This is a genomic window from Chryseobacterium camelliae, assembly GCF_002770595.1.
GTDB lineage: Bacteria > Bacteroidota > Bacteroidia > Flavobacteriales > Weeksellaceae > Chryseobacterium > Chryseobacterium camelliae.
In genome coordinates, this window is sequence record NZ_CP022986.1 from 4025047 (window position 1) to 4040497 (window position 15451).

11 protein-coding genes are annotated in these 15451 nt (G+C 43.5%); 9 read left to right on the top strand and 2 right to left on the bottom strand.

Going from position 1 to position 15451, the window contains the following annotated elements; all coding sequences use genetic code 11:
* Nucleotides 1–222 precede the first annotated feature (222 nt).
* The 3 genes from CGB83_RS18490 to CGB83_RS18500 all read left to right on the top strand — a co-directional run bounded on the left by CGB83_RS18490 (nucleotide 223) and on the right by CGB83_RS18500 (nucleotide 8793).
* Nucleotides 223–2592 (top strand): choice-of-anchor L domain-containing protein, encoded by a 2370-nt coding sequence (locus CGB83_RS18490; RefSeq protein WP_100077160.1) that lies wholly within the window; start codon nucleotides 223–225, stop codon nucleotides 2590–2592.
* A 152-nt stretch (nucleotides 2593–2744) separates the two neighbouring features.
* Nucleotides 2745–6320 carry a choice-of-anchor L domain-containing protein gene (locus CGB83_RS18495; protein WP_100077161.1) on the top strand — a complete coding sequence of 1192 codons (3576 nt, stop codon included), beginning with the start codon at nucleotides 2745–2747 and terminating at the stop codon, nucleotides 6318–6320.
* Nucleotides 6321–6549: 229 nt separating this feature from the next.
* The gene (locus tag CGB83_RS18500; RefSeq protein ID WP_228419995.1) at nucleotides 6550–8793 is read left to right on the top strand and encodes a choice-of-anchor L domain-containing protein; all 2244 of its coding nucleotides are present in this window, start codon (nucleotides 6550–6552) and stop codon (nucleotides 8791–8793) included.
* Nucleotides 8794–8875: 82 nt separating this feature from the next.
* Here CGB83_RS18500 and rsmA read toward each other — a convergent pair whose 3' ends face one another.
* On the bottom strand, nucleotides 8876–9646 hold the full coding sequence (gene rsmA, locus CGB83_RS18505; RefSeq protein WP_100077163.1) for a 16S rRNA (adenine(1518)-N(6)/adenine(1519)-N(6))-dimethyltransferase RsmA: 771 nt from the start codon (nucleotides 9644–9646) through the stop codon (nucleotides 8876–8878).
* A 91-nt stretch (nucleotides 9647–9737) separates the two neighbouring features.
* On the opposite strand from rsmA, the gene CGB83_RS18510 reads away from it, so the two are divergent.
* From CGB83_RS18510 to rluF, 6 genes are all read left to right on the top strand, one after another.
* The gene (locus CGB83_RS18510; protein WP_100077164.1) at nucleotides 9738–10637 is read left to right on the top strand and encodes a cell division protein FtsX; all 900 of its coding nucleotides are present in this window, start codon (nucleotides 9738–9740) and stop codon (nucleotides 10635–10637) included.
* A gap of 2 nt (nucleotides 10638–10639) precedes the next feature.
* Nucleotides 10640–10936, top strand: coding sequence for a DUF3098 domain-containing protein (locus tag CGB83_RS18515; protein ID WP_100077165.1), 297 nt, complete (start codon nucleotides 10640–10642; stop codon nucleotides 10934–10936).
* Nucleotides 10937–11032: 96 nt separating this feature from the next.
* Complete coding sequence (locus CGB83_RS18520) at nucleotides 11033–11851, top strand: undecaprenyl-diphosphate phosphatase (RefSeq protein ID WP_100077166.1); 819 nt, start codon at nucleotides 11033–11035, stop codon at nucleotides 11849–11851.
* Nucleotides 11852–11955: 104 nt separating this feature from the next.
* On the top strand, nucleotides 11956–12498 hold the full coding sequence (locus CGB83_RS18525; protein ID WP_100077167.1) for an AAA family ATPase: 543 nt from the start codon (nucleotides 11956–11958) through the stop codon (nucleotides 12496–12498).
* A gap of 70 nt (nucleotides 12499–12568) precedes the next feature.
* On the top strand, nucleotides 12569–13303 hold the full coding sequence (gene truB, locus CGB83_RS18530; RefSeq protein ID WP_100077168.1) for a tRNA pseudouridine(55) synthase TruB: 735 nt from the start codon (nucleotides 12569–12571) through the stop codon (nucleotides 13301–13303).
* Entirely contained in the window at nucleotides 13278–14003 is a 726-nt protein-coding gene (gene rluF / locus CGB83_RS18535; protein ID WP_100077169.1) for a 23S rRNA pseudouridine(2604) synthase RluF, read from the top strand. The genes truB and rluF overlap by 26 nt, the downstream gene beginning before the upstream one ends.
* 45 nt (nucleotides 14004–14048) lie before the next feature.
* On the opposite strand, the gene CGB83_RS18540 is transcribed toward rluF, so the two are convergent.
* Nucleotides 14049–15335: a helix-hairpin-helix domain-containing protein gene (locus CGB83_RS18540; RefSeq protein ID WP_100077170.1), complete on the bottom strand. Its 1287-nt coding sequence runs from the start codon at nucleotides 15333–15335 to the stop codon at nucleotides 14049–14051.
* Between the last annotated feature and the right edge of the window lie 116 nt (nucleotides 15336–15451).

The window sequence follows — 15451 nt, forward strand, 5'->3', positions numbered from 1 at the left end:
TTGCAGTTTCAATTCTCCGTAACGGGCTGGAAACCTTAGAATATTAAATAATAGTATGTAAAGAGCAGATAATTTTTACTGCTTCACAAGCATTCGTGTAGAATTTTTATTTTAACAAAATTACACAGGATAGTGTAGCTGTCTTTGTTAATCATATAATTTATTATGGTTTTGAATAAATATTAAATAAAAATATAGTATTTTTGACCAAACTGTAATAAAATGATAGATTATAGAGTGAAAAACTATCTTTTCCTTTTCGTATTGCTTTTTTCCTGTACATCTGTGCTGGCACAGAAAGCACAGAGAAAACCACAGAAAGAAAAATCAACTTCTGAAAGTATGAAAGCAGGCGCCTTTATTGACGTCAATGTTGCACCCTATGCAGCTTCCAACTATACTCCGGAACAACTTGTCAAGAACATCCTCATTAACGGCGGAACCAACTGTACTACAGCGAACGTGACCAATGTTACGGTTTCTCCGAATCAGCCGGTAACGGATAACAACAGGTTTTGGGGATATTTTAACAAAGGGACGACCAGCTTTCCCTTTAACGATGGAATTGTTTTAACGACAGGATATGCAAGACAGGCAGGAAATACTTTGGAAACAGGTACACTGAGCGGACAGATCGGTTTGAATCAGAGTGATCCTGACCTTGTTGCTGCGACCAATCCATCTAAGCCTCTTAATGATGCCGTAGCACTTGAATTTGATTTCGTTCCGAATTCAACCCAGGTAAAATTCAATTATATTTTTGCATCAGAAGAATACACGGCAGGTTTCCCATGTTCAGGATATTCCGATGCTTTTGCTTTATTGCTTAAGCCGGCAGGTAGTGCTACCTATACCAATCTTGCTGTTCTTCCGGGAGGAGCCGGACCGGTAAGTGTAACGAATATTGTACCTTCGGGACCTGGATTTTCATGCGGACCTATCAATGCCCAGTATTTTGCAGGATTAAATTCTACCAATATCGAGACTAACTATAACGGAAGGACAATCCCTTTAACGGCTATTGCAAATGTTACTCCCGGAATTACCTATCATTTCAAACTGGTTCTGGCAGATGCCGGAGATCAGGGGTATGATTCTGCGGTTTTCCTTCAGGGAGGATCTTTTGACCTTGGAATAAAGATCGTAGATGCTACCGGAGCAATTCTGCCGAACACGGTTAATATGTGTGACAATACCCCACAGAACCTGACAGCTCAGGTTGCTACCGTTCCCGGCATGACCTTCCAGTGGTATAAGGACGGCGCAGCAATCAGTGGAGCAACCAGCATAACTTATATGGCTAACCAGCCAGGAGTATATGAGGTGAAAGTTTCAGTACCCGGAAACCAGTGTCCGAGTTCAGCATCCATTACCATTGTTGCCGGAACGACTCCGGCCGCGCAGGATGCTACACTGAAAATCTGTACCACTCCGAATAACCTTAACTTTAACCTGAATGATGCCATCCCTTTAATCACGACCACTCAGGGAGCAGTGGTACGTTTCTACGTAAACCAGGCAGATGCGGTAGCCCAGAATAATAATTACCTTACTACTGCTAATGTAGCCAGTTACAACGGTACCGATGGCCAGGTGCTTTACGTGGTGGTTTCCAACGGGGGATTCTGCAGCAAAAGGGTAACCCTTACATTAAGAAAAGAGGCAACTCCTATTGCACAGCTTGTTTCAACAAAATTAAAGATCTGTGCCGGTGAATCTGTGACCCTTACAGCTGCCGGAGGTGCTACATACCAATGGAGCAACAGTACTACCGTGACCGGAGCTACCCAGACGTTGAGCCCTACCCAGACGACAACCTATACGGTTTATGCTATCGGTGTACAGGGATGTAAATCTGCACAGCCAGCTACTGTGACTGTAGAAGTCGTTCCTGCCATTACTTCAAACGTTTCAGGAGGAATGATCTGTGCCGGTGATCAGATTACCCTGGATGCAGGAGCCGGACCTAATTATACCTATTCATGGAATACAGGTTCTACAACACGTACCATTACGGTAGCAACACCTGGAACATATACAGTGACCATCAGTAACGGGGTCTGCAGTAAAGTATATACGACACAGGTACTATTGGCCATCCCACCATCCATCATCAAAGTGGATTACAGTGAGAAAGGGGATATGACGATTACCACAGCCAATCCAAGCAACGGACCATTGGAATACTCTGTTGATAACGGACTGACATGGCAGGATTCCAACAGGTTCACCAATGTTCCAAGGAATAAGGTAATCTCCATCAGGGTACGCGTAAAGAAAACAAGCTGTGTAGGCTTCCTGGAATATTTCACATTCGTCATGCAGAACGTTATTACGCCGAATGGTGATAATATCAATGATATCATCGATTTCAGGGGAATCATCCAGTACAATAACTTTAAAGGAAGTATATTTGACCGTTACGGAAAAGAAGTATATAAAGCAGAAAAGATTCGGCCATACTGGGACGGTTATTTCCAGGGCAAACGCCTCCCGACTTCTTCCTACTGGTATCAGGTAGCATTTGAAGATCCTGCCAGCAAGCAGATCAGGGTGCATACCGGATGGATCCTGTTGAAGAACATGGAATAAAAAATACAAAAAGATCGACCTTCAGGTTGGTCTTTTTTATTTTGTGAAAGTAACAGATTTGTACCTCTATTCTGATTCGGATGATCATACAAATTGTCTGAAATTCAATTTCAATCAAAAAAAATAGTATTTTTGTTTAAAACAATATAAAAATGTTAAATAGAAGAACAGGAAGTCTACTTTTAGCTTTATTTTTAGTTCTTACGGGGCATTTAGCCTTTTCACAGATAAGGCAGAACCGGACGATTCAGCCTACAGCTTCTACTATGAAAGCCGGAACTTTTATAGACGTTAATACGCCCAACTATCCGGAGTCTTCCTTTAATATTAGCCAGCTGGTAAAGGATGTCCTGATCACCGGCGGTTCTACCTGTTCTACAGCCAATGTGAGCAACGTTAACGTTTCCCCTAATTTAGCCGCTGATAACCCGACCAGGAGCTGGGGCTTTTTCAATAAAGGAACCACCGGTTTTCCATTTGAAAAAGGGATTGTCTTGATTACAGGGCAGGCCAGAAAGGCAGGGAATACATTCCAGTCCGGAAACCTCGGGGATGCCTTGCCGACAACCGGAGATCCGGATCTTGCAGCAGCCCTTAATGTCCCTAACAGCAGCTTACGGGATGCTACCTATATTGAATTTGACTTCGTTCCTACCTCCACTGAAGTTTCTTTCCGGTATATATTTGCTTCCGAAGAATATGACAGCAATTTCCCGTGTACGATTTCAGATGGCTTTGCGCTGTTATTAAGGCCTGTTTCAGGAGGTGCCTATACCAACCTTGCCGTTTTGCCCAATGGTGCCGGCCCGGTAAGTGTTACGAATATTATTCCTGCCAGTTATTCCTGCGGTCCCAAGAATGCACAGTATTTCGGCGGACAGAATACCGCCAATATAGAAACCAATTTCAGCGGACGTACCATTCCTCTTACGGCAAAAGCGACTGTTACTCCCGGTGTTGCTTATCATTTTAAAATGGTTCTGGCTGATTATCAGGATTCCAACTATGATTCAGGCGTTTTCCTGGAAGCCGGCTCCTTTAATATCGGTGTTCAGCTGTTGGATGCTGCGGGTGTCCAGCTGCCTTCTTCCATCAATGTATGTGATAATACACCACAGACATTTACTGCTTCCACCCAGGTGCCGAATGCAACCTACCAGTGGTTTCTCGGAACCACACCAATACCGGGGGCAACCAATCCCAGCTATACGGCAACCCAGCCAGGACAATATACAGTCCAGGTATTCATACCCGGGAATTCATGTCCCGGAACGGCAAGCATTACCATTGTTGGCGGAACTTCGCCTACAGTTCAGAATGCTACCCTGACCTCATGCTTTGTACAGGGAAATGCCACCTTCAACCTGACCACGGCGCAATCCTCCATCAGTACTACTCCGGGTGCAACATTCGCCTATTATATCAACCAGGCAGATGCCATTGCCGGAAACGCTAATACCATTGCCAATCCTGCCGCATTTCAGAGTGCAGGACAGACAGTGTATGTTTCGGTGAAAAACGGGTTCTGCGCAAAAGTAGCAGAGCTTACCTTGGTAAAAGCGCCGCAGATTACGGCTACCATTGCTGCTCCGGGCGTACTTACATGTACCAATCAGCAGGTCACTTTAAATGCTTCAGCTTCCGTATATCCTTCCGGATCGGTGTTCAACTGGACGACCACGGGAGGAAATATCATTTCAGGCGGAAATACGCTGAACCCGGTAGTGAACGCCGCGGGAACCTATACACTAACAATTTCCAATACGTACCAGCCCGGCAATACCATATGTACAGGTACGGCAAATATTACAGTGACAGGAGACAGTGCGCCTCCCGTAACAACCGTCACTGCTTCCAAGACAACAATCTGTGCCGGAGAAACGGTAACGTTAACCGCTTCAGGAGGAACAACGTACACCTGGGCAGGTTTACCCGGAAATGGGGCTACCCAGACCGTAACGCCAACAGCAACGACTACCTATACCGTGACAGCATTAGGCGCAAATGGATGCGCATCCCAGAATCCGGCTACGATTACCATTGAGGTTTCCCAGCCCATAACGGTTCAGAATGCCGTTCTCCTTCAATGTTACCAGCCGGGTCCTATCAATTATAACCTTACCTCGGCCCAGCCACAGATCACAACAGCTGCAGGAGTTACTTTTGCGTATTATATCAATCAGGCAGATGCCAATGCCGGAAATGCAAATACGATTACCAATCCTAATGCATTTTCCAGCGCCGGTAACCAGACCATCTATGTCCTGGTCAAAAACGGGGGCTGTAGTTATGTTGTGAGTTTACAGCTTCTAAAAACCGCAGCAACAACACTTACGATAGCAGCTCCGCAGACTATTACCTGTACAACATCCCAGGTTACGCTTAATGCATCCGCCTCCGTTATTCCTGCGGGTTCTACCATAGCATGGACTACTGCCGGAGGGAATATTGTTTCGGGAGCCAACAACCTTACTCCTGTAGTTAATGCAGGAGGGACTTATACGCTCACCGTATCCAATGTATCTCAGCCCGGCAACCTGAACTGTACCTATACGGAGACGGTTACCGTAACTGAAAACAAAACGCTTCCAGTAGCCGCGGTTACCTCTTCGGCAGTACAGATCTGTGCTGGTGAATCGGTTACTTTAACAGCATCTGGAGGGGTTTCCTATAACTGGGCAACACTTCCGGGCAACGGCAGCACTCAGGTAGTTTCACCAACCACAACCACAGTATATTCCGTATATGCAGTAGGTGCTAACGGATGTATTTCTGCCAATCCTGCTACGGTGACGGTAATTGTAGGGCCGCCAACGGCAACGGTTTCAGCTTCGCCAACTAAAATCTGTGCGGGTGACTCAGTTACCTTAACAGCTTCCGGAGGAGTGACGTACAACTGGGTAGGACTTCCAGGAAACGGGAATACTCAGGTGGTGACCCCTACCGTGACGACCACTTATTCTGTATATGCCCTAGGCGGAAACGGATGTACCTCTATTAATCCTGCTACCATCACAATCGAGGTGGTTCCGGCGATCAGTTCTGCCTTACAGAATGTTTACGTTTGTAAAGGAGACACGGGAGTACTGGATGCAGGATCAGGACCTGGTTACACTTATTTATGGAGTACGGGAGCCACTACACAGACTATTTCTACCAATGTACCCGGAACTTATACGGTGACCATCAACAATGGAACGTGTTCAAAAACTTTTTCGGCTCAGCTGATTAATCCCACGCTGCCTCAGTTTACCAACATTACCTATGAAAATCATACAATGACCTTGTCAGCAACAAATCCTACCGGCGGAGTACTGGAATATTCCGTTGACGGAGGCGTGACATGGCAGTCATCCAATATCTTTTACAATCTGCTGAACAATACCAATTACACGATTCTGGTAAGAGTAAAAGACGCGGAGTGCAGCACGGTACTGGAATATTTCACTTTTGTTATTTCCAATGCCATTACCCCTAATGATGACGGTAAAAATGATTTTGTAGACTTTGCCGGAATCAGCAAGTACAACAATTTCGCTGCTTCTGTCTTCAACAGGTATGGTCAGGAGATTTTTAAAGCTACCAAAGCAGAAACGTTCTGGACCGGAACCGTACGTGGAATTAGTCAGCCTACAGGAACCTACTGGTATCGGGTACAGTGGGAAAACCCGGCAAGTAAAAAGCTGGAACTACGAACAGGCTGGATTTTATTGAAGAATAGAAACTGATTATAATGAATTTTTAAAGTCTCCTCAATTGAGGAGACTTTTTATTTTTATTGATAAAAATGTTAAATGTGCATGAGATATTTATAAAAAAAATTAAATTTGTTGAAACAAAAATATTATGAAGAGACATCTACTGTTATTTTTCCTTTTTATAATCTCATTAAACTTTTTTTATTCGCAAAATGTCTTTCCAAGAAAGCCGCAGAAGGAGCAGAAATCTGCTTTAACAATGAAAGCAGGTGCTTTTATCGACGTTAATGCCCCTTCTTACAATGAAAGCGGTTATACGATTGCACAGTTAGTAAAAGATGTCCTGATTTCATCAGGTACGAATTCGTGTGTAACTCCTAATGTTTCCAACGTACAGGTAAGTCCTAACTTAGCTGCCAGCAGCGCCAATCGCTCCTGGGGTTATTTCAATAAAGCCACTACAGCATTTCCTTTTAAGGATGGTATTATTCTCTCTACCGGCTATGCCAATAAAGGTGGGAATTCTTTTATCAGCAGTACATTGAGTGACAATGTAGGAACCGGAAGTGATCCTGATCTTGTCGCTGCTACCAATCCTACCCAGACGCTTAATGACGCTGTAATCCTTGAATTTGACTTTGTACCGACGTCATCGCAGGTAAAGTTCAACTATCTTTTTGCCTCTGAAGAATATACCGGGTCTTTCCCGTGCAGCTACTCGGATGCTTTTGCACTTCTGTTAAAGCCTGTGGGCAGTACGGCTCCGTATGTTAATATGGCAGTACTTCCGGGCGGTGCAGGACCGGTAAGTGTAACCAACATTCACCCGGCTATTTCAGGCGTGTGCGGTGAGGTTAATGCCAACTTCTTCGGGGGATATAATACATCCAATATCGAGACCAACTTCAATGGACGTACCATTCCGCTAACCGCGAGTGCTACAGTAGTTCCGGGACAGGCGTATCACTTTAAAATGGTCCTGGCTGATGCCGGAGATACGGCTTATGACTCTGCTGTTTTCCTTGAAGGAGGATCATTCAATATCGGAGTAGAGCTTCTGGATCCTTCAGGTGCTACTTTGCCGGAAGAAATCAATGTATGTGACAATGTACCGCAGGTAATCACTGCTTCCGTAAACGACCCTAACCTTGCTTATCAGTGGTATTTTAACGGTACTCCTGTAGCCGGAGCAACGACGAATACCATTACAGCAGTACAGCCGGGCGTATATACTATTGAGGTTAGTGTTCCGGGAAATCCCTGTCCGGGTAAAGCGACCATAAAAATTAATGGCGGAACAACCCCTGTAGCCAATGATGCTACTTTGCTGCTCTGTACAACGCCGGATATCACCACCTTTGATCTCAGTACGATTTTGCCTGCCATCAGTACAACACCGGGTGCCGTATTCCGAATCTACGTGAATCAGGCAGATGCAATGGCTCAAAATAATAATTACCTAACTAACATACTGAATTATAACGGTACGGATGGCCAGATCCTGTATGTAGTAGTTTCCAACGGGGGATTCTGCAGCAAAATGGTGCAGCTTAACCTTCGTAAAGAATCAACACCTACAGCGAGTGTGGTAGCCACTAAACTTAAAATTTGTCCTGGTGATACCGTGAATCTGACGGCAACCGGAGGAACAACTTATGAATGGAGCAATTTCCAGGGTACCGGAAATACTCAAAGTGTTACTTTATTCAACACCACTACATTCACTGTGTACGCTATCGGTGCGAAGGGATGCCGCTCCCTGAAGCCTGCGACTGTGACTGTAGAAGTTATTCCTGAAATGACTTCACCGCTTATGGATGTGGAAATGTGTATGGGAGACCGTGTTGTTCTGGATGCCGGAGCAGGACCTAATTATACCTATCTGTGGAGTACCGGTGCAACGACCCAGACGATCAATGTAGATCAGTTGGGAGTATATACGGTAGCCGTTAACAACGGATATTGTACCAGAACGTTTACTTCACATGTCATGGCTGCTGCATCACCGTTTATTTCAGGCCTGGATTACGGCAATAATACCCTTACCATTACTGCTGTAGGCCCGATGATCAACAATATGCCGACAACATTGGAATATTCAGCCGACGGAGGTATCTCATGGCAGGCATCCAATGTGTTCACCAACTTACAGAACAATACCAATTACAATCTTCAGGTAAGAACTGTTGGAACACATTGTGTCGGGGCGCTTGATTTCTTCACATTGCAGATCAGCAATATCATAACTCCGAATCAGGACGGAATCAATGATGTCCTTGACCTTAGTGCTTTAGGAAACTTCAAAAACTTTACCGGATCAGTGTATGACCGTTATGGTTCTGAGATTTTCAGGTTTACCAAGCAGAATCCGGTATGGAATGGTACCGTAGGAGGGAAAAGGCTTCCGACTGCCACATACTGGTATAAATTCAACTACGAATATCCGAAATCCAAAGCCCAGATGAACTGGTCAGGATGGATCATGCTGAAAAACAGAGAGTAATAACATACTTTGATAATGCATAAAAAGCCGGGACAATAAATTGTCCCGGCTTTTTTATCATATGATCTTATAATCGGATCTTTTACCAGTGTTCTTTCCAGAGCCTGGTGAACATGATGAAATCCTCAACGCTCAGTTCTTCAGCCCTCTTGTCCATAAATGGATGAGCTTTAAGTTCTTCAGGGATATTCAGTGGTTTCAAGGCATTGGAGAGCTTTTTTCTCCGCTGGTTAAACCCGGTTTTTACAATCTGTTTAAAAAGAACTTCATTTCCTGCAAGGCCTTCCTTTGGATTCCTGGTTAAACGGATGACCCCGGATTTTACTTTTGGTGGCGGATTAAATACGTTCTCATGGACCGTAAACATATATTTCACATCATAATAAGCCTGGATAAGAACCGTAAGGATACCATAGTCTTTTGTTCTCGGTACCCCAGCGGTCCTTTCCGCTACCTCTTTCTGGAACATACCCACCATTTCAGGGATCAGGGTATAATGATCCACAATCTGGAACAGGATCTGTGATGAAATGTTATATGGGAAATTACCGATGATCGCAATCTGCTCACCATTGTTAAAACTGAAATCCTGTTTCAGGAAATCCCCTACAAAAGTGCTTTCATTTACCTGGGCAAAATTATTTTTAAGGTACTCAATAGATTCGGTATCTATTTCTGCGAGATAGATCTGCTGTTCTTTTTCAAGCAGGTATTTGGTGAGGACCCCCATTCCCGGTCCTACTTCCATGACGGTTTGATAGCCGTCAAAACTCAGGCCTTCTACAATTTTTCTTGCGATATTTTCATCCGTCAGGAAATGCTGCCCGAGATGTTTTTTTGCTTTTACACTCAATACTTTTATGATTTTATTAACAATGATTTTTCCTTCTCCGGCCCCAAATTTCGGAAGTTTTTTTCTATTTTAGCCAAAAATTTTAATATTAATGGCTAAATCTGTAGAAGAGTTTAATAAGAAAAGGCTTAGGTCCAGCAATATTACGGTAGTGATCAGTATTGCCCTGGTATTATTTTTATTGGGATTAATGGGGCTTATTCTGATTAATGCTCAGAAATATTCCGATTATATCAAAGAACAGCTGGTGGTTAATGCTTATTTTGACGAAAATTTTGATGCTAAGGACTCTGTAAAGATTGCTAAGGTGGAGGAAGAGACATTCAAGGAAATCCAGACCTTGGCACCCGTTAAAAAAGCGACTTATATTTCCAGGGAAATGGCTGCCAAAGAAGCTAAAGCCAGTATGGGAATAGACAGCGATGCTCTTTTTGAAGAAAACATCTTCCCGTCTTCTGTAGAAATTGCCCTTAAACCGGAATATGTGGATCCGGCTAAAATTGATGAAGCCATTAAAGTGATCAAATCCGTCCCCGGAATTGTAGATGTGAAAAATGACAGCACACTGATGGTGGATGTATACAATAACCTCAGCAGGATCCTGAAATGGATTTTCGGTTTTTCCATGCTGTTCCTGATTCTTGCCGTAGTGCTGATTAACAACTCCATCCGTTTAAAAATATTCTCTAAAAGATTTATCATTAAAACCATGCAGCTGGTAGGGGCGAAAAGGAGGTTTATCCTTAAGCCGTTCATCATTGAAGCGGTTATTCTAGGAGCCATTGGTTCTGTAATCGGTCTGATGGCCCTTTGCGGTGTATGGTATTATTTTACAAGCCAGATCGGTTCTGCATTCGTACAGGACAATAACCAGTATTTCTGGCTGGCTTTGCTTGTATTGGGAATAGGAATTTTTATTACCGTCCTGAGCACCGTGGTGGCAACATGGAGATTCCTGAGAACAAGTGTTGATGATTTATATTACTCTTAACAATGAGCAAAAAAACAAATAAGTTTTCCGCTGCCTCTTACGGCAAAGAAACTGAAACCCCACAGGAAAGTCCGTTTTACTTCGGACCCCAAAACTTTAAATGGATGCTGATAGGCTTGGCCTTTATTGTCGTTGGTTTCCTTCTGATGATGGGTGCTGATGCCAATACGGTAGACGGAAAATATGATCCGAATTCATGGAATGACGGCATCTTCTCGATCCGGAGAATACGGATTGCGCCGCTGTTTGTAGTGATAGGCTTTGTTATAGAAGGCTATGCAATTCTGAAAAGAAAATAGAAATAAACTTTTATTTTGAGATTGAGAAATTGAGAAATTCAGAATACCATGTCTGAATTTCTGAGTTTCTTAATCTTTTTAATTTTTACATAAATTATGGATATAATTAATGCAATAATCATTGCCATTATTGAAGGACTGACGGAATATCTTCCGATTTCATCTACAGCCCATATGGGTTTCACGGCCAGCCTGATGGGGCTTCCGGAAGATGAATTTTTAAAAATGTTTCAGGTATCCATCCAGTTTGGGGCTATTTTATCCGTTGTAGTGGCTTACTGGAAAAAGTTCTTTGATTTCACTAATCTCCGGTTTTATTTTAAGCTGGGCTTTGCTGTCATTCCGGCTCTGGTATTGGGATATCTGTTCGATGATAAGATAGAAGCTGTTCTGGGCAACCAGATTGCCATATCGTCTGTGCTGGTCTTAGGCGGCGTTGTCCTGCTCTTTGCCGACCGGTGGTTCAAGAATCCGAAAATTATAAACGAAAAAGACATCAGTATTAAAACTGCAGTTACGATAGGATTCTGGCAATGCCTGGCCATGATGCCCGGCACCAGCAGAAGTGCCGCTTCCATTATAGGAGGAATGACTCAGGGGCTGACAAGGAAGGCAGCCGCAGAATTTTCTTTCTTCCTGGCAGTTCCTACCATGCTGGCGGTAACGGTGTATTCCGTTTTTGTGAAAACGTGGGGAAAAGAAACGGCTACCCCGCAAAAAGGGTACGAAATGATCATGGCCTCACAGGACCATATGATCATCTTTATCATAGGAAATGTTGTGGCGTTTATTGTAGCCCTCATTGCCATCAAAGCATTTATCGGTGTACTGAATAAATATGGCTTCAAGCCGTGGGGATGGTACCGGATTTTTGTGGGAGTTGCATTGCTGATCTATTTTTATTGGTTTAAATAACACAGTTAAAAATAATCAGATAAATGCTCATATTGATGCAGCTGAATAATTTTTCTTAATCGCATTGTGATGATCAACATCGGTAATAAGTACATATCAACAGAATGAAACTGCATGTTTTCGGAGCATCAGGAAGCGGGGTCACGACATTGGGGCGTGCTTTATCAGCAGAGACCGGATTACCCTATTTTGACAGCGATGAGTATTTCTGGATCAAAACAGAAACACCTTTTACCGAAAAACGGAATCCTGAAGAGAGAAACCGAATGATCATTGAAGATCTTCATAAAGCAGGAAACTGGATATTGGGCGGTTCTACTTTTACGTGGGCTGATAACCTTTTCCCAGATTTTGACCTCGTAGTTTTTCTATATTTACCAGCCGGAATCAGGATGGAAAGACTGAAGAAGAGGGAATGGGAAAGATACGGAGATGTCATCTTCAAGGATGAAGAAAGGTCAAGGCTGCATCAGGAGTTTATCACCTGGGCAGAAGGCTACGATTACAAGACTGAATTGCATAACAGAACCCTCAAGGCACATGAAGCATGGTTGCAGCAACTGAAATGCCCTGTTTTAAAAATAATCGGCACTCAGTCGGTAGAGGAAAAAGTACAGCTGGTTTTGGAAAAGTTGTCAGTATTATAATAGGCCTCTTTATATAAAGCCTAATCACAAAGAAATTAAATTTAATCCGAAAAGTATCATAGACGATAAGATGACCGCAGAAGATTTACAGTCAGGACATATATTTTTATTGGACAAGCCATTGGACTGGACTTCTTTCCAGGCAGTCAATAAACTGAAATACAAACTTAAAAGGGAATTTAACCTTCCGAAAAAATTCAAGATCGGGCATGCCGGCACACTGGATCCCAGAGCCACCGGACTTCTGATTGTCTGCTGCGGGAAATTCACTAAGAATATCCCCGAAATACAGGATGCACCGAAAGAATACTGGACGGAGATCAAGATAGGGGTTCAGACCGAATCGTATGATACCGAGAAGCCTGAGATCCTTCATCAGGATATTTCTGATATTACCGAAGAGCAGATCAGGACGGTACTGGAAAAATTTACAGGGGAGATCCAGCAGAAGCCGCCTGTTTTTTCAGCCATAAAAATTGACGGGAAACGAGCCTATAATCTGGCCAGGGCCGGTGAAGAAGTGGAAATGAAATCCCGGGCAACCACCATTTTATACATCAATGCAATTGAAATTGATCTTCCGTTTGTCCGTTTTACGGTAGGATGCTCGAAAGGGACGTACATCCGCAGCCTGGCCCATGATATCGGTCAGGAGCTGGGAGTAGGCGCCTATCTGACCCAGCTGAGAAGGACCAAAATAGGAGAGTACTCCGTGGAACAGGCAAACAGCCGTTTCCTGGAGAATGATTTTAGATTTAACGATACCGAATATATAAGCGATGCAGGAAAAGACACGGATCAATAAGTACTTATCGGAAATAGGCTATTGCTCAAGACGGGCAGCAGATAAACTTCTGGAGGAAGGACGGATCAAAGTGAACGGGAAAGTGCCCGAGCTGGGAACGAAAATTTCAGATGAAGATGTTGTGGAAGTAGACGGAAAGCCTGTACGTGAGTCTCAGGAGAAACCCGTATATATTGCATTCAACAAACCCGTAGGCATTGTCTGTACCACAGATACCAAACGGGAACAGAATAATATCATAGACTATATCAACCATCCCCAGAGGATTTTCCCGATCGGAAGACTGGATAAGCCGAGCGAAGGACTGATCCTGCTGACGAGTGACGGCGATATTGTCAACAAAATACTACGGGCGCGGAACAATCACGAAAAAGAATATATTGTACGGGTAGATAAGCCTATTACACCGAGGTTCCTGGATAAAATGCGCAACGGAGTTCCTATTCTGGATACGGTGACCAAAAAATGCGAAGTAGAGAAGATTGATGAAATGAATTTCAGGATCGTCCTTACCCAAGGGCTCAACCGGCAGATCCGCAGGATGTGTGAATATCTTGGCTACGAAGTGAAGAAGCTGAAACGCATCCGCATCATGAATATCATGTTAGACCTTCCGGTAGGTAAATGGAGGGACCTGACCGAACAGGAACTTTCAGCTCTGAATGCCCTTCTTGAAGATTCAAGCAAGACAGCAGACTAACTTTGATAGAGCTACAGATTATGGATGATACAATATCTTTACGGTTTATTTAAGATACCACTTCATCCTTTCTTCATATTCCGGCTTGAGTTTGAGGAATTTCCAGATTTTCTTTTCATTAGGTTCGCTGAGACGGTAGAAAATAATTTTATCTGCTGAATATTTAAAATAGGGATGGTTCTTCAGCCATTCTTCAGGAGCTTCAGCAAGAGTGTATCGGGGAACATCTGATGTGTTCAGCGGAGCAGTGTTGACCAGTTTCTGTACCAGTTCCTGGTCAATATTGTAGGTCTGGAGGATCTGTTGGTTATTCATAAAGCCACCAAGCTTCTTCCTGAACCCAATGATCGACCCGGCACTTCTTTCATCAAGTCCAAACTCCAGGAGTTGCCTGAATGTAATGGTATTCAGGTCTGTTTTTGAAAAATCCGTTTTTTCCTGTTGCGGAATTTTATAGGTCATTTTATCTTTTGAATCAGCTGTTGCAGGATTCAGCCTGATGTACGGTTTCAGCTCCTCAAATTTTTCAGGTGATACCACGAAACATTTTTTAAGATCTTCAACGGTCCTGAACTGTCCTTTCAGAACTTTATCCCGATAACTGATGATGGTCTGTGCCTGTTTTTCAGAAAATCCCAGACGCTGCCAGTCGTCTGCTGAAGCGGCATTAGGGTCAAAAGTGAAATACCGGATTGCTGCTTTCTGATTGTTGAAAGTTTTGGTTGATGCCGGTGTCTTTTCCGGCAGTATAATGTAGGGCGCGAGCTTTTGGTAATTTTCGTCACTGATAATGAAACATTCCCTGAACTTTTCTTTGCTGAGGAAGCTGCCTCCGAGGTATTGTTTGTATTTCAGGATGGCCGCGGCCTGTTTTTCAGAGAATCCCATGGTCTGCCAATCCTGATGGGACAGATGATCGGGATTAAAGGCTCCCGGGACTGAAAGGGTTCTTTTCTCAGCTTTCCTGTAGCTGTCATAGGTACCTGCTCCTGCTTCCGGAAGGAGGATGTATTGTTCAAGCCTTGAGAATTGGTCTTCAGAAATGGCAAAACATTTTTTCAGCTGCTGCCGGGATGTGAAACTGCCACCTACGACTTTTTTATAATTCAGGATAACGGCTGCCTGGGATGCCGAAAATCCAAGCTTTTGCCACTGCTTCACATCCAGATCGTTGGGATCAAACTCCGAGAGTTTCGCCGGAATTGTATTTTTCGAAATAAAGGTAATGTCGGAAAAATCTGCTTTTTCCCTCCCGGTATATTCCTGGAAGATCAGTAAGGTCACCAGGATAATCCCCAATACACCCAGTTTTTGGTAATCATTTTTTTTCATCCTGATAAACTTAGGGCTTTAGAATCAGAATATCAAAAAAACAATCTTAAAATTTTGGTATACAGTCTGTTTGGATGTGATTTGTCTGTTTTCTGTTGATGCAGTACACCAAAAAA

Bases quoted from the DNA above. Each gene is read 5' to 3' on its own strand.
- CGB83_RS18490 (WP_100077160.1), top strand. From the start codon at position 223: ATGATAGATTATAGAGTGAAAAACTATCTTTTCCTTTTCGTATTGCTT.
- CGB83_RS18495 (WP_100077161.1), top strand. From the start codon at position 2,745: ATGTTAAATAGAAGAACAGGAAGTCTACTTTTAGCTTTATTTTTAGTT.
- CGB83_RS18500 (WP_228419995.1), top strand. From the start codon at position 6,550: ATGAAAGCAGGTGCTTTTATCGACGTTAATGCCCCTTCTTACAATGAA.
- CGB83_RS18510 (WP_100077164.1), top strand. From the start codon at position 9,738: ATGGCTAAATCTGTAGAAGAGTTTAATAAGAAAAGGCTTAGGTCCAGC.
- CGB83_RS18515 (WP_100077165.1), top strand. From the start codon at position 10,640: ATGAGCAAAAAAACAAATAAGTTTTCCGCTGCCTCTTACGGCAAAGAA.
- CGB83_RS18520 (WP_100077166.1), top strand. From the start codon at position 11,033: ATGGATATAATTAATGCAATAATCATTGCCATTATTGAAGGACTGACG.
- CGB83_RS18525 (WP_100077167.1), top strand. From the start codon at position 11,956: ATGAAACTGCATGTTTTCGGAGCATCAGGAAGCGGGGTCACGACATTG.
- truB (WP_100077168.1), top strand. From the start codon at position 12,569: ATGACCGCAGAAGATTTACAGTCAGGACATATATTTTTATTGGACAAG.
- rluF (WP_100077169.1), top strand. From the start codon at position 13,278: ATGCAGGAAAAGACACGGATCAATAAGTACTTATCGGAAATAGGCTAT.
- CGB83_RS18540 (WP_100077170.1), bottom strand. From the start codon at position 15,335: ATGAAAAAAAATGATTACCAAAAACTGGGTGTATTGGGGATTATCCTG.